The organism is Acidimicrobiia bacterium (genome assembly GCA_035948415.1).
In the GTDB taxonomy this organism is placed as follows: Bacteria; Actinomycetota; Acidimicrobiia; order IMCC26256; family PALSA-555; genus PALSA-555.
Window position 1 is genome coordinate 1 of record DASZJD010000048.1, and the last position, 17,998, is coordinate 17,998.

The following is a 17,998-nucleotide window of genomic DNA, read 5'->3' on the forward strand; positions in this document are numbered from 1 at the left end:
TTGTACGCCCCCAGGGACTCGAACCCTGAACCTAGTGATTAAGAGTCACTTGCTCTAACCAGTTGAGCTAGGGGCGCCCAACAGCTCATCGTATCCGTGGAGTTGAGTCGTGCTGTGAGCAACAGGGCGGCCTACCGTGCACGTTCGTGGAGGTGCTGGTCACTGGCGCGAGCGGCTTCATCGGCTCCGCGCTGACGACGGCGCTCGCTGCCGCCGGGCATCGTCCCGTCGCTGCGCTGCGAGGAGGCAACGTGCCGACCGGGGTCGACGCGATCGCCTGGGACCCAGAGGCGGGCACCGTCGATTCGGCCGCCCTCGAGGGGATTGGCGCCGCGGTCCACCTCGCTGGGGCGGGGATCGGCGACCGTCGCTGGACCCCGGCGCGGAAGGCGCTGGTGGTTGAGAGCCGAACCCGGGGCACGCACCTGCTGGCGTCCGCGCTGGCCGGACTCGGACGCAAACCGACGGTGTTGGTCTCCAGCTCCGCCGTCGGCTACTACGGCGACCGCGGGGCCGACCTGCTCACCGAGGCTGCCGGCGCCGGCGACGACTTCGCCGCCCGGCTGTGCGTGGAATGGGAGGAGGCGGCCCAGCCGGTCCGTGACGCTGGGATCCGGCTCGTCACGATCCGGACCGGCATCGTGCTCGGACGCGGCGGCATGCTGCAGCGCGTGCTGCCGGCGTTCCGATTCGGGCTCGGCGGCCGCCTCGGGTCGGGTCGCCAGTATCTGAGCTGGATCTCGCTGGTCGATGAGGTCGCGGCGATCCTGTACGCGCTCGACCACCCCGCCCTCGCCGGGCCGGCCAACCTCACTGCGCCGAAACCGGTCACGAACGCCGAGTTCACAGCCACGCTCGGTCGCGTGCTGCACCGACCGACGCTCCTCCCGACCCCGCTCGCTCCGCTACGCGCGCTCTACGGGTCCGAGCTCGTCGAGACGCTGCTCCTGGGGAGTCAGCGGGCCCTCCCCGACGCGCTCGCGGCGGCCGGCTTCGAGTTCACGCTCCCGACGCTTGAGGGCGCGCTCTCGGCCGTCATCGATGGTCGCGGGCGACGAGCGGCATGATTCGGCTCTGGATCGACACCGACGTCGGTGACGACCCCGATGACGCCATCGCCCTGCTCTTCGCCATGGCGCACCCCGACATCGAGGTCGTCGGCGTCAGCACCGTCGACGGCGACCTCGACCGGAGGACGCGGGTCGCGCGGACCCTCGTCGACGCCCCGGTCTATCGAGGCGACGACCCCGACCTCGGAAGGGCACTGACGCTCGCGGCGCCGGACGCGCTGCTCGCCATCGGCCCGCTCACGAACGTGGCGGCCCTGGCGGAGGCCGGGGTCGCCCTCCCGGTCGTCACGTTGATGGGCGGCGTGCTCGGGACCGTGCGCCACTGGGGTGCCTCGATGCCGGTCGAGCACAACTTCTCCCGGGACCCGGCCGCGGCGGCGCGCGTGCTCGAGTGCTGCGCCCCGATGATCGTCCCGCTCGACGTCACGCTCTCGATGCGTCTCAGCGCTGCGCAGCTCGGTCGCCTGCTCACTGCGGCCCCGGTCCTCGAGCCCAGTGTCCGGGCCTTCCTGGACCTCCAACGCGACGCCGGCGTCGCGAGCGAGGAGCGAGCCGTGTTCCTCCACGACCCGCTCGCGCTCGAGACGCTGGTCGATCCGTCGGTCGTCCAGGTCGAGCCGCTGCGGCTCGCGATTGAGCCGGATGGCCGACTCGTCGAGGCGATGGACGGCACGGTAGCGAAGGTCGTTCGAGCGGCCGACGCGCCACGCGCGATCGGAGAGATCCTCGGGCTCATCGCCCGATCGGTGGGGTGACCGAGGGGTTTCGAACCCCCGACCTCCGGGACCACAACCCGGCGCTCTAGCCAACTGAGCTACGGCCACCATGAGCACCGGCAGCGAAAGCCGCCGACCCGCCGTGGCGCCGATGCCGCTCGCGCCGATCGACGGCGGGCTTCGAAGGATACCGCGCGGACCAACGGAGACCGCGGGAGCTTCGACCGCCGCTGCGTGCGCGACGACGGGTGCGCGCGCCCGAGGGATTCCAACCCCCGACCAACGGATGAGAGAAATTCTTGCTCGGTCCAGCTGAGCTACGGACGCTCGATCGGTGCCGGCGGTGAAAGCTACTGCCCGGCTCAGAGATCGGGCAGACCGAGGTTCAAGTTCGGAGCTTCGATGCCGCCGTCGATCTCGAGCACCTTCCCGGTGACGAAGCTCGACGCGTCCGACGCGAGATAGAGGACGCCGATGGCGATGTCGTCGACCTCGCCGAGTCTTCGAAGGGGTGTGCGCTCGACCATCTCACTGCGGAGCGCATCGTTGGTCAGCACGATGTCGAGGGCCGAGGTGGCGACCGAGCCGACGGCGATGGCGTTGACGCGCACCCGCGGCGCACAGTCGGCGGCGAGGAGCCGGGTCAGGTGGGTCAACGCAGCCTTGGCCGTGCCGTACGCGGCGTAGCCGCGATCCCGCAGGCGGCCCATCGCCGAGCTGATGTTCACGACCGAGCCGCCGCCACCGACGAGGAGATGAGGCAGGGCGGCCTGGGTCAGGGCGAACGCCGTCGTGACGTTGAAGTGCAGGGCCTGCTCGAAGGTCCGCACCGAGGTGTCGAGGAACGGACCCGGCATGGCGCCGCCGGCGTTGTTCACGACCACGTCGAGGCGGCCGAACTCGCCCACCGTCGCCTCCACGAGGCGGTCGACGACCGCGAGATCGTTGACGTCGCCGGGGAACACCAGCGCTCGGCGCCGGAAGGCGCGGACGTCCGCCGCGACCTCCTCCAGCTGCTCCTTCGTCCGGGCGATGAGCGCCACGTCGGCGCCGGCCTCGGCCAGGGCCCGGGCGGAGCCGGCGCCGAGCCCCCGGCCGGCGCCGGTCACGATCGCGGCCCGCCCGTCGAGTTGAAAGCGGTCGAGGATCACGGGCCAGACCGTATCCAGCCCGCCGCTCGCGCCCGTGGCCGCCGGTAGGGTCGCGCCGATGAGCGACGAGCCGGCGACGGTCCTGGACGCGGTGCGGCTCCTCGCCGCCGAAGGGTTCGAGGCGTCGTTCACGCTCACGGCCGACGGGATCCGCTGCAGCTCCTGCCGCCAGAGCCGAACCCTCGAGAAGGCCGAGGTCGTGCGCGTCTACCGCTTCGAGGGTCCCAGCGACCCGGACGAGGAGGCCGTCGTGTACGCGCTGCGCTGCCCCACCTGCGACGCCGGCGGCACCCTGGTGTCAGCCTTCGGCCCGGGCGCCGATCCCGAGCTCACCGATCGACTCGTGATGCTGGACTCGCGCTTCCGAACCCGCTGAAGAGGAGCACCCCGTGGCGGAAACCTGCACCCACCTCGAAGACCTCACGATCGAAGCAGCACCGACCGGCCCGGGGTGCTACGAGTGCACCCTCATCGGCTCGACCTGGGTGCACCTGCGACGTTGCATCGAGTGCGGCCACATTGGCTGCTGCGACAACTCGCCGAATCGTCACGCGACGAAGCACTTCCACGACACCCAACACCCACTCATCCAGTCCTTTGAGCCCGGCGAGGACTGGTTCTGGTGCTACGTCGACGAGCTCATGTTCGACGTGCCGGGCCGCCCCGCGGGCCCGTCCCACCCGTGAGCGCGGGGGACCAAAGCCTCCACCCCGCCATCCGCCTCCATAGCACCCGCGGCCGCTGGCTGATCGCGACCTCGGTCCTCGGGTCGGCCGTCGCCTTCATCGACGGCACCGTCGTCAACGCCGCCCTCCCCGCGATCTCGCGAGACTTCGGTGCCGGCCTGGCCGACCTCCAGTGGGTGGTGACCAGCTACCTCCTGACGTTGGGCGCCTTACTCGTGATCGGAGGGTCCCTCGGCGACCTGTTCGGTCGGCGACGGATCTTCATCATCGGCCTCGTCGGCTTCGGCGTGACCTCGCTGTTGAGCGGCGCGGCTCCGTCCATCGAGACCCTCATCGCCGCCCGCGCCCTCCAGGGGATGGCGGCCGCGCTGCTCGTCCCCGGCAGCCTGGCCATCATCTCCGCCTCCTTCCGCCCCGAGGACCGTGGGGCCGCGATCGGGGCGTGGAGCGGCCTCGCCGGGGTCTCGACCGCGATCGGCCCGTTCCTCGGCGGATGGCTCATCGACTCCTTCTCGTGGCGACTCGTGTTCCTCATCAACCCGCCGATCGTCGCCCTGACCGTGCTGCTGGCGCGGCGTCACGTCCCCGAGACGGCGGAGGACACCGCTGATCACCGCGTCGACTACCTCGGCGGCATCGTGCTCGCGCTCGGCCTCGCGGGCGTCGTGGACGCGCTCATCGAGGGGCCGGGCAACGGCTGGACGCCCTCGACCCTCGGCGTGGGGATCGCCGGGGCCCTGGCCCTCGCGACGTTCGGCGTCGTGGAGGCGCGGTCGTCGCACCCGATGGTCCCGCTGGCCGTCTTCCGGTCACGGCAGTTCTCGGGCGCCAACGCCGTGACCTTCCTGGTCTACGGGGCCCTCGGCTCGGTCACTTTCCTGCTCGTCGTCCATCTGCAAACCGACCTCGGGTACTCAGCCCTCGAGGCCGGGGCCGCGCTGCTGCCGGTGACGGTGCTGATGCTCGCGTTCTCGGCTCGCGTCGGCGCGCTCGCGCAACGGATCGGGCCGCGCCTCCCGATGAGCGTCGGACCGATCGTGGTCGGCGTCGGGACCGCGCTGCTGGCCCGGGTCGGGACCGGGTCCTCCTACTGGACCGACGTCCTGCCGGCCGCCGTCGTGCTCGGCGTCGGCCTCACGATCACCGTGGCGCCGCTCACCGCCGCGGTCCTGGGCGCGATCGACGACGATCACGCGGGCATCGGCTCGGCGATCAACAACGCGGTCTCCCGCATCGCCGGCCTCCTCGCGATCGCGGTGCTCCCGGCGGTAGCCGGCCTCGCCGGTGCCGGCGGGCGCCTCGACCTCGCCCACGGCTTCGGCCGAGCCATGGTCATCGCCGGCGCGCTGGCGGCGGTGGGCGGGCTGGTCTCGTTCCTCACCATCCGGCGGGCGGCGCCGGTGGCCTCCATTCCCCACGTCCCCTCGGTGGCGTGCCAGGACCCCGGCCTGCGTGAGGCGCCCGCGGCCTGACCGGGGGGCGACGCCGTCAGTTCCGGGGCGCGTCGAGGAGGCTCGGCGCCAGCGGGCCCGGCACCAGCGCCAGCTGGAGCCGACCGGAGGGGACGGACCCGGGCGAGCCCTCGCCGAGCGACGGCGGGAGCCCGAGCAGCGCGGTCAGGCTCAGGCCGCGATCGTGGGCCTCGAAGAGCGCCCGGATCCCCGCCAACGAGAAGCCCTGGTCTTGCAGCCGGCGGATCGTCCGCAGTCGGGCGAGGTGCTCGGCGCCGTAGCGGCCCACTCGGCCCTCGAGCTGCGGCGGCGGCACCAAGCCGAGGGACTGATAGGCGCGGATGTTCCGGGTGCTGAGGCCCGTGACCTGGGCCGCTCCCTCGATTCGCAAGGCCGGCGTTTGCGCCATAGATTGACGTTACATCGATCGATGGCAGAAGGGGAGCCGGGCCCGTGGACCCGATCGAGCGGCACGGCCGGGCCGTGGCCGGCTTCACGGCGGTCGTCGAGTGCGTCGGCGCTGAGCGCTGGGGTCGCCCGACGCCGTGCCCCGAGTGGGACGCCCGGGCGGTCGTCGAGCACGTGATCGGCTTCCACGAGTTCCTCCTCCTGCGCCCGCTCGGGGTTCGAGCCCATCGACCGCGCCACGGCCCGGAGGCGCGGTGGCTCGCGACCGAGGCTGGCATTCGGCGCGTGCTGGCCGATCCGGAACGGCTCGGCGACGACGCCGAGTACTTCGACGGGGTCCGCCGCTCGCCGGCCGAGGTGCTCGCAGCTCTCGCGACTGACACCCTGATCCACACCTGGGACCTGGCCCGCGCCGTCGGCGCGCCGGCGCGACTCGACCCGGAGCTGTGCGAGCTGAGCTACCGAGAGCTGGCCGGCTCGGGCGCACCCGGTGACCGCTCCGACCTCTTCGGGCCCGCCGTCGCAGTCCCGTCCGGGGCCGACATCGAGGACCGTCTGCTGGGGCTCGTCGGACGGGATCCGGGGTGGCGCGCCGCGCCGGGCCCGAACCGGGCGGCCCGCTAGAGCGGCGGACGGGAATCGAACCCGCGTCATCGCCTTGGAAGGGCGAGGCTCTGCCGTTGAGCTACCGCCGCGCTCGAACCCCCCGCGTGAGGCGGTCCGCGTCGGTCACAGTCTGGCCGGCCCGGTTGCGACTCGCCATCTGATCCACGCGCCGACGGCCCGGCGTCGCGACGTTCGCTCCGGGCACGCGGCGGCCGAAGCCGCGTGGTCGGGGAGGGGGGATTTGAACCCCCGACCGCCTGCCCCCAAAGCAGGAGCTCTGCCGAGCTGAGCTACTCCCCGGGCGCTCGACAGCGTATCGGTCCCCCGAGCGCCGGCACCGAGCGACGTGCACGCAGGCCGCACGATCGGTCACCGTGGGGCGGACCGAGCATGGCTGAGGACCGACCGCGCCGCCCGATAGGCGCGCGCCGCGGCGTCGCGCACGGGACGGGCCTGCTCCGTGGTCGACATGATCTCGACCGAGTACGGGACGTCCACGCCGGTCTCGTCGAGCGCGCGGACCAACCCAGTCAGATCGAATGCGCCGTCGCCCGGGAGACGGCGTCGGAACATGGTGTCCTCGAACAGTGGTCCGACCGGCTGCGGGTCGGCGTCGTCGAGCTGCACCCCGACGAGGTGCTCGGGCGGAATCGACCGCAACAGCTGTGGGTCGGGTGTGCCGCGGAAGTAGTGCCACGCGTCGACGAGCACGCCGCCGTTCGGGCGCGCGGCGCGGCGAACGACGTCCCACGCCGACCGGAGGTCCGGGAACGCGGACCAGGGGAGGAACTCGAACGCGACTCGAATGCCGTGCTCGGCGGCCCGGTCGCACAGCTGCCCGAATCGCTCCGTGACCAGGGCGGCCGGCGGGCCGGATCCGGGGGCGTTGAGGTCTCCGACGTTGACGTGGTCGGGCGCGAAGACGTCAGCCATCGCCAGCAGCGTCGCCTCGCGCTCCGAGGCCTGGCGGCCGCGGTCGCCGTCCTCGGCCCAGTCGTAGTGGAACTCCACCTCGAGGACGGCGATCCCGTGATCGTCGAGGACGCGCCGCAGCTCGGCGTCGGAGGTCCCGGCCGCCCGCATCGCGGCGTAGTCGTCGGCGAGGAGCCCGACACCGACGAACCCGGCCTCGGCCGCCGCCGCCACCCGTTCCTCGAAGGGGAACCGAGGGGGCTGACCGACGGGCGCGCCCGCCAGCGTGTAGTAGCTGGCGATCAGCTCGTCGCGGCCGCTCACGATGCGTCCCCCTCGGCCGATGGACCGTAGCAAGCAGGCACCGCGGGCGGCTCGAGCGGCCCGCGCCGTACTCGCAGCCACGGGCTTGCGCCAGGCGGGGCTCTTAGCGAGGTCTCAGGTCCGGTTTGGGACCATGTGACGTCGCCCAGCAAGGAGCGAACATGAGCGACGAGACACCCGAACCGGTCGGAGCCACCGGCGAAGCGCCGACCCAGCCGTCCTCGCCAGCACCGCCACCGCCTGCGTCCGGTGCCCGGGCGCCGCTGCACGTGCCGAGATGGTTGGCCGCCGTGGTCGCCGCCGTGGTCCTGGTGGGGGCGGGCTTCGGAATCGGATGGGTCGCCGCCCCCGGGGGCGGTCACGACCACGCCGAGCAGCCCATCGGTCGCGTGTTCCCGGGCGGACCCGGCGGCTTCCAGGGCCCGGGCAACGGGCCGCTCGTCCCAGGCACGCGCAGCCGGGCGCTCCTCGGCGTCCAGACCCAAGTGGCCTCCGGTGGCCAGTCGGGGGCACAGATCCAGACCGTGCAGTCGGGCAGCCCGGCGGAGCAGGCCGGGCTCAAAGCCGGCGACGTGATCACCGCCATCGACGGCAACGCCGTCGCGTCGCCCGAGCAGCTCGCAGCGCAGGTCTTCGCCCACCAACCCGGCGACCAGATCACGGTCACCTACACGCGCAGCGGCAGCTCGGCGCAGGCGACGGTGAAGCTCGGCACCCGTTCGGCACCGAGCTAGGACCGCTCCGGCACCTAGGCGTGCACGTCGGGCCGACGGCAATGGCCGCTTCAGCCTGATCACCGAGGCCGAGTCCCGACCGGTAGCGTCGCGGCCCGCGGCGAACCGCGCCGGGAGCGAGCGAGGTACCGGTGAACAGGTCGACCAGCGGTCGCAGCGCGGGCCGCGCCCCGAGCGCGGGGGGCGCGCCGCGCGCGCGCCACACCCGTGCCCGCCCCCTGCTCCTCGTGGCCGCGTCCGTCGTCGCGGCCGCGGCCTGCAGCGGTGGCGGTGGGTCGACCAGCACGCGGTCGTCCACCTCGACGACCACCACGACCAAGGCGGCCAGCGTTCAGACCGTGCCCGGCATGCCGCCGGTCATCGATCCCTCCAACCTGTACAGCCAAGCCGGGACCAACATGCTCAGCCCGGCGGTGGCGGGCGCCCTCCCACGCGTCTACGTCCCGAACCTCTTGTCGAACACCGTGTCCGTGATCGACCCTGCCACCCGCACGGTCATCGACACCTATCCGGTCGGCAGCAACCCCCAACACGTCGTGCCGTCCTACGACCTGCAGACCCTCTGGGTGACGAACAACGCCGAGGGTCAGCCGATCGGCAGCCTCACGCCGATCGACCCGAGGACCGGCAAGCCCGGCGCGTCCGTCAGCGTCCCGGATCCGTACAACATGTACTTCAGCCCGGACGGCAAGTCCGCGATCGTGGTCGCCGAGGCGCTCAAGCGGCTCGACTTCCGCGACCCGCACACGATGGCGCTGCAGTACTCGATCCCGACGCCGAACTGCGCCGGTGTCAACCACGCCGACTTCACGATCGACGGGCACTTCATGATCGCCAGCTGCGAGTTCCAGGGCAGCCTCGTCAAGGTCGACCTTGTCAATCGGCAGGTCGTCGGCTACCTGACCGTCGTCGCGAGCGGCATGCCGCAGGACATCCGGGTCTCGCCCGACGGCAAGACGTTCTATGTCGCCGAGATGACGACGGGCCGCGTCTACCTCGTCGATCCGAACACCTTCTCGCTCACGGGCTCGATCGTCACCGCGACCGGCTCCCACGGCCTCTACTTCAGCCGCGACGCCACGAAGCTCTACGTCTCGAACCGCGGGTTCCCGAGCCTCCAGGGCGTCCACCCCCACGGGCCGGGCAGCGTCAGCGTCATCGACCTCAGGACGAACCAGGTCTCGGCGACGTGGCCCGTCCCCGGCGGCGGGAGCCCGGACATGGGCAACGTCACCGCCGACGGCCGCCAGCTCTGGCTCAGCGGGCGCTACGACAGCTCCGTGTACGTCTTCGACACCGCCAGCGGCGCCGTCACCACGATCGCGGTGGGCACCCAGCCCCACGGCCTGTGCGTCTGGCCCCAGCCCGGCCGCTACTCGGTCGGCCACACCGGCATCCTGCGCTGAGGCGGCCGGCCGCACGGCCCGGGTGGCGGCAGGTCCCCGACGACGTCCTGGCGTCCCGCCAGACTGGTTCCGATGGCTGCCACACCACCGGCCCGCGCGCGGCTCGACCGCGAGACGCCGCGCCGGCTCATCCGCTTCCTCACCAGCGTCGAGGACGTCGTCTACCTGGCGCTCGCCCTGAGCCTGGTCGGGATCGCGATCGCGGGGCTTTACAACACCATCAGCGACTTGCTGAGCAGCAGCGGCGCCTTCGCGCCGACGATCACGAACGCGGTGAGCGGCATTCTCTTCGTCGTCATCGTGCTGGAGATCTTCCGCACCCTGGTGGCCCACCTCGAGGGCGGCGGGTTCCAGCTCCTTCCGTTCCTGGTCATCGGCATCATCTCGGCCGTCCGGCACCTCCTGCTCGTCGGCGCGCGCTCGGTGAACGGGAGCACGGCGTTCAACCACGCCCAGATCGAGCTCGGTGTGAGCGCCGGCGTGGCGCTCGTCCTCGCGATTGCCCTGGTCCTCGTCCAGCGCAGCGGGACGTCGAGCGCCGACGAGGGCGAGTAGCCGCGCCGGAGCTTCGACCGGTCACGACCGCGAGACCCGCGCCATGACCCGGCGGCGCCGAGGGCGGCTCGTGGCGCCGCTGACCGTCGCCCTCGCCGCGTGCGGGGGAGCCGCGGGGCACGTGGCGCGGTCCACCACGACGGCACCGCCGCCATCCACCGCGCCGGCCACCACGACGACGACGCTCCCCGCTGGGCTCCCGGTCGGGACGCTGGGCGTCGGCACCCGGGTCGACCAATACGTCGACACCAGCCGGCCCACCCCGCCCAACGGTGGAGCGCCGGGCGCCCCGACGCGCACGATGGCGACCTCGGTCTGGTACCCGGCGTCGACGGCGGCAGGCGCGGCACCGGTGGCGAACGCGGCGGCCGACCTCGCGCACGGGCCGTACCCGCTCGTCGTGTTCGCGCACGGCTTCGCGGTCACGCCGGGCACCTACGCCGAGCTGCTGGCCCGCTGGGCGTCTGCGGGCTACGTCGTCGTGGCACCGGCGCTGCCCCTGCTGAACGGCGACGCCCCGGGCGGCGCCAGCCACGCCGACTACGGGCCGCCGAACATCGCCGACCTCGACTTCGTGCTCGGCGAGGCGCTGCGGCGGGCGGCGACGCCCGGCGACCCCCTCGCAGGGCTCGTCGACGCCACGAAGGTCGCGGTCACCGGACACTCGGACGGCGAGGTGCTGGCCTACGAGCTCGCCTTCGTGTCGTGCTGCCACGATCCCCGCGTGAAGGCCGCGATCCCGATGGCGGGCGACCTCGCCAACGCCCGCGCCCTGCCCACCGCCACCGGCGTGCCGGTGCTCCACATCATGGACGACCACGACCAGTACGACCCCTACCCGGCGTCCATCGCCTTCGATCGTCAGAGCCTCCCGACCCCCCGCCAGCTGCTCACCCTCGTCGCGGCGAACCACCTGCCCCCGTTCACCCAGCCGTCCGACCCGCACTTCGACCTTGTCGCCCGCGCCACGGTCGACTTCCTCGACGCGACGTTGAAGAACCGGCCGGATGGCCTCGCCGCACTGCAGTCGCTCGTGGCGTCGGCGCCGACCGTGGCCGCCCTCGAGCAGTGATGCGGGGGCCGGGCGACGCGTCGGAGCACGGCCCGACCGACGTCGTCAGGTCGCGCGCGGCCTCGTCGGCGCCCCTCGGCCGTAGAGTCCGGCCCGATGCCACAGGGCGTGCGTGTCCCGGGGCTCCGGGCCCTCGCGGCGTCGACCGCGCTGGCGCCGGTCGCCGCGATCGCGCTGAGCGGCTGCTCGGGCGGGGGCGGGCTGGACGTGGTTGCTCTTCAACGCTCGATCACCGCGCAGGCACGCGCGGCCTACCCCGCGCTGGCGCCGACGGCGACGACGTGCCGGGGCGTCAGCGACCAGCGCCCGTTTGTCTGCTCGGTCCGCACCGCCACCGCGCCGCTCCGGGTGCGCGTGCGCCCGGCCCCGCGCGGCCGCGTCACCGTCGACACCGAGCAGACCGTGTTCGCGACCCAGGCGGCGTCCGCCTTCGTCATCGCCAACGGCTCGCTGCCGTCACTCGCCAGCTGCGGGACCGGCTCCACGATCGTGGCCGACCCCGGGAGCGTGGTGCCCTGCGACGTCACGTTCACCGACGGCACCAAGCAGTCGGCGCAGCTCCGGGTGCTCGACGCCGCCGGCAGCGTCCGGCTCGAGACGCCGGGAGCGCCCGGGCCGACGGGCGCGCCTGCGACCCCCGGCGGGACCGTGTCGTGGTCGCCCATCGGCCGCGCCGTGCTCGGCCGCCCGTCGACCTTCGGCGCCCAGGCCGAGGGGGTCGGGCTGGCCTGGCTCGACCCGCAGCTCCTGCACCCGGTGCTCGTGGCGGGGACGAGCGACCCACCCGGGAGCCCGGGCCCCTGGGGCGGGCAGGTCCCGCCGGCGCAGCGCCCGGCGCTGGCTGCCGCCTTCAACTCGGGCTTCAAGCTCGGTGACGTCCGCGGCGGCTGGGTGGGCTGGGGGACGGTCTGGCGCGCGCCGGAGAACGGGGACGCGTCCCTCGTCGTGGCCACCAGCGGGCAGGCCACCGTCGGCGTCTGGGGGCGCGACGTGTCGGGCGGCCCGGACGTGGCGTACGTGCGGCAGAACCTGACCCTGCTCGTCGACGGCGGGGCGCCGGTGGCCTCGGCGGGCAACCCGGGGGCGTGGGGGGCGAGCATCAGCGGCGCGAACACGTGGCGCTCGGCGCTCGGCGTCGACGCGCACGGTGCGCTCGTGTTCGCCGCCGGCGGCGGAATCACCCCCGCCGTCCTCGCCCGCGCCCTCGTCGCCGCGGGGGTCCAGCGCGCGATGGAGCTCGACATCAACCCGAGCTGGGTCAGCTTCAACACCTACCAGCCCGGGCCCGACGGCGTGCACGGCACGAAGGTGTACGGCCTCCACGCCAACGACCGGTACCTGAGCCCCGACTCGCGCGACTTCATCGCCCTGCTCGTCCGTCCCGTCGTGCAGTCCGGCGCCACCGCCAAGCTCGCCGGGCCACCGCTCCACGCGACCGTGAAGGCCAGCACCAGCTAGGCGGGACCAGCGGCGCGCGCCGGACCCGGCCTCCCGGTCGGGCGCGCGCCCGTGTCCTAGTCTTCGGCCGCCGCCGCGATGCGAGCGAGGAGAACGGCTGGTGCCCGTCCAGACCACGCGCCCGCAGGACTCGCCGCAGACGGTCGTCACCCGCTTCGAGTCGTCGCGCCGACGGTGGTTCGGTCCCGCCGCCGAGCAGCCCTATCGCCGTCGCACGACCGACTGGATCCGAGTCGTCACCGCAGCGGTGGTGCTGGCGGTGCTGTCCGTGCACGCCGGCAGCGTCACCCGCACGGAGCGGACGGTGTTCCAGTTCTTCAACTCGCTGCCGGCCGGGCTGCAGTCGCTCTTCGCCGTCTTCTACCGGCTCGGCGCGCTCTGGGCCGTGGCGCTGGTCGGAGCGGCGGCGCTCGTCGCCCGCCGCTGGCGCCTCGCCCGCGACTTGCTCCTCTCGGGCGCCCTCGCCTGGGGCCTGGCCCGGATCGTGGGCCTCGTCGTCGTCGAGCACGAGAGCCTGCGCCGCAGCCTCTCGGCCATCACCCGCCTCGGCAACACCACCCCGTCGTTCCCGAACGCGCGCCTGGCGCTGGTCGTCGCCGTGGTCGCCGCGGCCTCGCCGTACCTGACCCGCCCCTCCCGGAGGGTGGGCAAGGTCGCCGTGCTCGCCCTGCTGCTGGCCGCGCTGTACCTCGGGGTCGCCTACCCGAACGACCTCGCCGCCGGCGTGGTCCTCGGCTGGGCCGTGGCCGCCCTCGTCCACCTGGCCTTCGGCTCGCCGGGCGGCCACCCGACCGTGGCCCAGGTCGCGGCGACGCTCGCCGAGCTCGGCGTCGACGCCCGTGGGGTGCACCTCGCACCCCACCAACCCGAGGCGGCGACGCTCATGCTCGCCGAAGACGACGGCGGCCCCCTGGGGGTGAAGGTGCTCGGCCGAGACCAGACCGACGCCCAGCTCCTCGCCAAGCTCTGGCGCTTCACGGTCTACAAGGACTCGGGGCCCACCTTCTTCCTCACTCGGCTCCAGCAGCTCCAATACGAGGCGTACGCGATGCTGCTGGCCCGGGAGGCGGGCGTCCGAACCCCCGAGGTGCTCATCGCCGGGAGCGCCGGTCCGTCCACGGCGCTCCTCGTCGGCCGGCCGCCCGCCGGCCCCCGCCTCGCCGAGGCCGACCCCGCCGCTGTCACCGACCCGGTCCTCGACGACCTGTGGCACCAGGTCGCGACGCTCCACGGGGCCCGGGTGTCGCACGGGGTCCTGAACGCCGAGCACGTTGCGCTGAGCCCCGACGGACCGGCGGTCGTGGACTTCCGGTCGGCCACGGTCACCGCGGCGCCGGCCCGCGCCGCCGCCGACGTGGCCGAGCTGCTCACGGCCACCGCCGGGGTGGTGGGCGACCAGCGCGCCGTCGACGCGGCCGTGCGGGGCATCGGGCCGGACGGCATCCTCCTCGCGCTGCGGTTCCTGCAGCCGGCGGCGCTGTCCCGGGAGACCCGGGCCGCCGCCCGCTCCCGGAAGGAGCTCTCCGAGCGGCTGCGCCGGCTTCGGCAGCTCGGGGCCGCCGCCATCGACCGCAGCGAGCCCGAGCTGCTCGAGCTGCACCGGGTCAGCCGGACCAACCTCGTGCTGGCGGTCGGCACCCTCGTCGCCGTCGGCGGGCTCCTGAGCCAGATCGGCCAGCCGAGCCAGCTGTTCCACGCGGTCGCGCACGCCCACTGGCAGTGGCTCGTCGTGGCCTTCGCGCTCTCGATGGCGACGAACCTGGCCTACGCCGTGGCGCTGCTCGGCACCGTCCCCACCCGGCTCCCGCTCGGCCCCACCACCGAGCTGCAGGTCGCCATGTCGTTCTCGAACCTGGCCATCCCGGGCGTGGGCGGCACGGCGGTGCAGATCCGGTTCCTCCAGAAGCAGGGCGTCGACCTGGCCTCGGCCGTCGCCGCCGGCGGGGTGCTGAGCCAGGCCGCGGCGATCGTGACCCAGGTCGCCCTGCTCGGCTTGGCCCTGTGGCTGGCCCCGAACAGGCTCAACCTCGGCAACGTCAACGCCGCCGGCCTGCTGCCGATCCTCCTGATCGTGGCGCTCGTCCTCGGCCTCGCCGCCGCCGTGGTCGTCGGCGTGCCGCAGGTCCGTCGCTTCGCGCTGCCGCCCATCGAGCGCGCGATCACCACGATCTGGGACGCGCTGCGGTCACCCCGACGGCTGTCGATGCTCGTGGGCGGCAACGTGCTCGCCGCGGTCCTGTACGGGTTCTGCCTCGCGGCCTGCCTGGCCGCCTTCGGGCACACGCTCTCGTTCTGGTCCCTGCTGGCGGCCAACATCGTGCTCGGCACCCTCGCCTCCCTGATCCCGATCCCCGGCGGCGGTGCCGCCGTCGGCTCGGTCGGCCTGTCGGGCGCCCTGATCGCGTTCGGCGTCCCGAGCGAGGTCGCGGTCGCGGCCGTGCTCACGAACCAGCTGGTCGTGAACTACCTGCCCGCGGTCCCGGGCTGGTTCGAAACCACCCGGCTCGTGCGCCGCGGCTACGTGTAGTCGGCCCGGCCCGCGGAGCCGGTGCGAGGGGTCCGCGAACCCCACGGGTATCCTGCGGGCTCCGTATGTCTCCGCTCACGACGTCGGTCGAGCCGCTCGAGGGCAACAAGGTGCGGCTGCGCGTCGAGGTCCCCGCCGCCGACTTCGAGCGCGCCGTCGACGCTGCCTTCCGCAAGCTCGCTCGCGAGGTCCGGGTGCCCGGGTTCCGGCCCGGCAAGGCGCCGCGGGCCCTGCTGGAGGCCCGGCTCGGCAGCGACGTCGCTCGCGAGCAGGCGCTGCGCGACGCGCTCCCCGAGTACTACGCGCAAGCCGTCGAGGCCGAGGACATCGACGTGATCGCCGCGCCCGAGATCGACATCACGAAGGGCGAGGACAGCGGCGACGTCGGCTTCGACGCCGTCGTCGAGGTCCGCCCCGTGGTCGAGCTGCCCGGGTCCGACGAGGTTCGGGTCGAGATCCCGAGCCCGGGCGTCACCGACGAGGCCGTCGACGCGCAGGTCGACGCGCTCCGCGACCGCTTCGCCGACCTCGAGGACAAGGGCGGCCCGCTCGCCGACGGCGACTACGCCCAGATCGACATCAAGGCCTACGTCCACGACGAGGTCATCGACGCGCTCAGCGCCACCGACTACCTGTACGAGGTCGGCTCGGGCAGCGTGGTGCCGAAGCTCGACGAGGAGCTGCGCGGGAAGCGCGTGGGCGAGATCCTGAAGTTCAACGACGCGCTGCCCGAGCGGTTCGGCGAGCGGGCTGGCGACGAGGTCTCGTTCCAGGTGCTCGTGAAGGAATCGAAGCGCAAGGTGCTGCCCGAGGCCACCGACGAGTGGGCGTCGGAGGTGAGCGAGTTCGACACCATCGAGGCGCTGCGCGCCGACGCCCGGACCCGGCTCGAGACGATCGCGAAAGTTCGGGCCCAGCTGCTCGTTCGCGACAAGGTGCTCGAAACGGTCGCGGGGCTCGTCGAGGTCCCGATCCCGGACGCCCTCGTGGACCGCGAGGCCGAGCGGCGCCTCCACGACCTGGCCCATCGCCTCGAGCACCAGGGCGCCACGATCCCTGAGTACCTCGCCGCCACCCAGCAGGATCAGGGCGAGTTCGTGGCTGGTGTGCGCGCCGGGGCCACTGATGCCGTGCGCGCCGACCTGGCGTTGCGAGCGGTCGTCGCCCGCGAGCACATCGAGGCGACCGACGACGAGCTCGACCGGGAAGTCGAACGCTTGGCCGAGCGTCTCGAGCAGCAGCCGGCCAAGGTCCGGCGCGATCTCGAACGGAGGGGCGTCTTGGAGGCGATACGCTCGGACATCGCTCGCGGCAAGGCACTCCAGTTCCTGGTCGACCACGCCACCGTCGTCGACGAGGCCGGCCAACCGGTCGACCTGACGCTGCCCGACGAATCGGCCGCCGACGCCGAGACCCCCGCCACCGTCGGCCCTGACGCAGAGGAGCACGTGTGAGCGAGCCAACCCCGACCGGCCCCACCGCCGGCTACGCCTACCTGGTGCCGACGGTCGTCGAGCAGACCAGCCGCGGCGAGCGGGCCTTCGACCTGTACTCGCGGCTCCTCAAGGAGCGCATCATCTTCCTCGGCACGCCGATCGACGACGCGGTCGCGAACCTGCTGATGGCCCAGCTCATCCACCTCGAGAGCGAGGACCCCGACAAGGACATCTCGCTGTACATCAACTCGCCCGGCGGCGAGATCACGGCGCTGATGGCGATCTACGACACGATGCAGTACATCAAGCCCGCCATCCAGACCATCTGCATCGGCCAGGCGGCGTCGGCCGCGGCGGTGCTGCTGGCCGCCGGCACCAAGGGCAAGCGCTACGCGCTCCCGCACGCGCGCATCCTGATCCACCAACCGCACGGCGGCGCGTCCGGCCAGGCCGTCGACATCGAGATCCAGGCCAAGGAGATCACCCGCATGCGCGAGCTGCTGGACCAGATCCTGGCCCACCACACCGGTCAGCCGGTCGAGAAGGTCGGAACCGACACCGACCGTGACTTCATCATGAGCGCCGTCGAGGCGAAGGACTACGGGATCGTCGACGAGATCCTGACCAACCGCGAGCTGGCGTCGGTGGGGACCCCCGCCGGAGTCAGCTGAGCTCGGCCAGCCGAAGGGGGAGCGCGTCGTGGCGAAGTTCGGGGACGGGGGCGACCTCCTGAAGTGCTCGTTCTGCGGGAAGAGCCAGAAGCAGGTCAAGAAGCTCATCGCCGGACCCGGCGTCTACATCTGCGACGAGTGCATCGACCTCTGCAACGAGATCATCGAGGAGGAGCTCTCGCAGAGCTCCGAGGTTCGCTTCGACGAGCTGCCGAAGCCGCGCGAGATCTACGAGTACCTCAACGACTACGTGATCGGCCAGGACCAGGCCAAGAAGATCCTCTCCGTCGCCGTGTACAACCACTACAAGCGCGTGCAGGCGGGCGCGTACGGCGACGCCGAGGTCGAGCTCCAGAAGTCGAACATCCTGCTCATCGGGCCCACCGGGTGCGGCAAGACCCTCCTGGCCCAGACCCTGGCTCGGCTCCTGAAGGTGCCGTTCGCGATCGCTGACGCCACCGCGCTCACCGAGGCGGGCTACGTCGGCGTGGACGTCGAGAACATCCTCCTCAAGCTCATCCAGGCCGCGGACTACGACGTGAAGAAGGCCGAGACCGGGATCATCTACATCGACGAGATCGACAAGATCGCCCGCAAGGCCGAGAACCCGTCCATCACCCGCGACGTCTCCGGTGAGGGGGTGCAGCAGGCGCTGCTGAAGATCCTCGAGGGCACCACCGCCTCGAGCGCGTCGGGCGTGAACTCGAGCTCCACGTTGTCCAGTGCGAACGTGCGCTCGTACTGGCGGGACAGCGCGTTCTTCGGCTCGACCAGAATCTGCACCAGGGCATCCTTGAACAAGGGGGACACGGCGC

The 17,998-nt window shown here is 72.7% G+C and carries 18 protein-coding genes and 4 tRNA genes; 15 read left to right on the forward strand and 7 right to left on the reverse strand.

Annotation, left to right across the window (positions count from 1 at the left end; translation table 11 throughout):
• Positions 1-3 precede the first annotated feature (3 nt).
• Positions 4-77, reverse strand: a tRNA-Lys gene (locus VG869_06770).
• A 69-nt stretch (positions 78-146) separates the two neighbouring features.
• Here VG869_06770 and VG869_06775 point away from each other — a divergent pair.
• On the forward strand, positions 147-1,067 hold the full coding sequence (locus VG869_06775; GenBank protein ID HEV3450893.1) for a TIGR01777 family oxidoreductase: 921 nt from the start codon (positions 147-149) through the stop codon (positions 1,065-1,067).
• Complete coding sequence (locus VG869_06780; GenBank protein HEV3450894.1) at positions 1,064-1,825, forward strand: nucleoside hydrolase; 762 nt, start codon at positions 1,064-1,066, stop codon at positions 1,823-1,825. Before VG869_06775 ends, VG869_06780 begins: the two co-directional genes overlap by 4 nt.
• On the opposite strand, the gene VG869_06785 is transcribed toward VG869_06780, so the two are convergent.
• Together VG869_06785 and VG869_06790 are read right to left on the reverse strand one after the other, a co-directional pair.
• Positions 1,818-1,894, reverse strand: a tRNA-His gene (locus VG869_06785). The genes VG869_06780 and VG869_06785 overlap by 8 nt on opposite strands.
• Positions 1,895-2,148: 254 nt before the next feature.
• A complete protein-coding gene (locus VG869_06790; GenBank protein ID HEV3450895.1) occupies positions 2,149-2,937 on the reverse strand; it encodes an SDR family oxidoreductase in 789 nt (262 codons plus the stop codon).
• A gap of 58 nt (positions 2,938-2,995) precedes the next feature.
• On the opposite strand from VG869_06790, the gene VG869_06795 reads away from it, so the two are divergent.
• From VG869_06795 to VG869_06805, 3 genes are read left to right on the forward strand one after another with little or no spacing between them, the layout of a single operon-like run.
• Positions 2,996-3,313 (forward strand): hypothetical protein, encoded by a 318-nt coding sequence (locus VG869_06795; GenBank protein ID HEV3450896.1) that lies wholly within the window; start codon positions 2,996-2,998, stop codon positions 3,311-3,313.
• A gap of 13 nt (positions 3,314-3,326) precedes the next feature.
• A complete protein-coding gene (locus VG869_06800; GenBank protein ID HEV3450897.1) occupies positions 3,327-3,623 on the forward strand; it encodes a UBP-type zinc finger domain-containing protein in 297 nt (98 codons plus the stop codon).
• The gene (locus tag VG869_06805) at positions 3,620-5,095 is read left to right on the forward strand and encodes an MFS transporter (GenBank protein HEV3450898.1); all 1,476 of its coding nucleotides are present in this window, start codon (positions 3,620-3,622) and stop codon (positions 5,093-5,095) included. Before VG869_06800 ends, VG869_06805 begins: the two co-directional genes overlap by 4 nt.
• Before the next feature lie 16 nt (positions 5,096-5,111).
• Here VG869_06805 and VG869_06810 read toward each other — a convergent pair whose 3' ends face one another.
• Positions 5,112-5,483, reverse strand: a complete 372-nt coding sequence (locus VG869_06810) for a MerR family transcriptional regulator (protein HEV3450899.1) — start codon at positions 5,481-5,483, stop codon at positions 5,112-5,114.
• Positions 5,484-5,527: 44 nt separating this feature from the next.
• On the opposite strand from VG869_06810, the gene VG869_06815 reads away from it, so the two are divergent.
• Positions 5,528-6,106 carry a TIGR03086 family metal-binding protein gene (locus VG869_06815; protein ID HEV3450900.1) on the forward strand — a complete coding sequence of 193 codons (579 nt, stop codon included), beginning with the start codon at positions 5,528-5,530 and terminating at the stop codon, positions 6,104-6,106.
• Here VG869_06815 and VG869_06820 read toward each other — a convergent pair.
• The 3 genes from VG869_06820 to VG869_06830 all read right to left on the reverse strand — a co-directional run bounded on the left by VG869_06820 (position 6,107) and on the right by VG869_06830 (position 7,324).
• Positions 6,107-6,177 (reverse strand) — tRNA-Gly (locus tag VG869_06820).
• Between the two features lie 134 nt (positions 6,178-6,311).
• Positions 6,312-6,388, reverse strand: a tRNA-Pro gene (locus VG869_06825).
• Between the two features lie 69 nt (positions 6,389-6,457).
• Positions 6,458-7,324 (reverse strand): sugar phosphate isomerase/epimerase, encoded by an 867-nt coding sequence (locus VG869_06830; GenBank protein HEV3450901.1) that lies wholly within the window; start codon positions 7,322-7,324, stop codon positions 6,458-6,460.
• Between the two features lie 290 nt (positions 7,325-7,614).
• Between VG869_06830 and VG869_06835 the strand changes: the two genes are divergently transcribed.
• The 9 genes from VG869_06835 to clpX form a co-directional block, all read left to right on the forward strand.
• On the forward strand, positions 7,615-8,058 hold the full coding sequence (locus VG869_06835; GenBank protein HEV3450902.1) for a PDZ domain-containing protein: 444 nt from the start codon (positions 7,615-7,617) through the stop codon (positions 8,056-8,058).
• A 218-nt stretch (positions 8,059-8,276) separates the two neighbouring features.
• Positions 8,277-9,464 (forward strand): YncE family protein, encoded by a 1,188-nt coding sequence (locus VG869_06840; protein ID HEV3450903.1) that lies wholly within the window; start codon positions 8,277-8,279, stop codon positions 9,462-9,464.
• Positions 9,465-9,536: 72 nt separating this feature from the next.
• Positions 9,537-10,019: a phosphate-starvation-inducible PsiE family protein gene (locus tag VG869_06845; protein ID HEV3450904.1), complete on the forward strand. Its 483-nt coding sequence runs from the start codon at positions 9,537-9,539 to the stop codon at positions 10,017-10,019.
• Between the two features lie 43 nt (positions 10,020-10,062).
• Positions 10,063-11,091: a hypothetical protein gene (locus tag VG869_06850; GenBank protein ID HEV3450905.1), complete on the forward strand. Its 1,029-nt coding sequence runs from the start codon at positions 10,063-10,065 to the stop codon at positions 11,089-11,091.
• A 96-nt stretch (positions 11,092-11,187) separates the two neighbouring features.
• Complete coding sequence (locus tag VG869_06855; GenBank protein HEV3450906.1) at positions 11,188-12,549, forward strand: hypothetical protein; 1,362 nt, start codon at positions 11,188-11,190, stop codon at positions 12,547-12,549.
• 100 nt (positions 12,550-12,649) lie between these two features.
• Positions 12,650-15,076, forward strand: coding sequence for a lysylphosphatidylglycerol synthase transmembrane domain-containing protein (locus VG869_06860; GenBank protein ID HEV3450907.1), 2,427 nt, complete (start codon positions 12,650-12,652; stop codon positions 15,074-15,076).
• 65 nt (positions 15,077-15,141) lie between these two features.
• The gene (gene tig / locus VG869_06865) at positions 15,142-16,530 is read left to right on the forward strand and encodes a trigger factor (protein ID HEV3450908.1); all 1,389 of its coding nucleotides are present in this window, start codon (positions 15,142-15,144) and stop codon (positions 16,528-16,530) included.
• Entirely contained in the window at positions 16,527-17,183 is a 657-nt protein-coding gene (clpP, locus tag VG869_06870; protein HEV3450909.1) for an ATP-dependent Clp endopeptidase proteolytic subunit ClpP, read from the forward strand. Before tig ends, clpP begins: the two co-directional genes overlap by 4 nt.
• A gap of 28 nt (positions 17,184-17,211) precedes the next feature.
• A partial coding sequence (gene clpX, locus VG869_06875; protein ID HEV3450910.1) for an ATP-dependent Clp protease ATP-binding subunit ClpX occupies positions 17,212-17,998 on the forward strand: 787 nt, incomplete at its 3' end.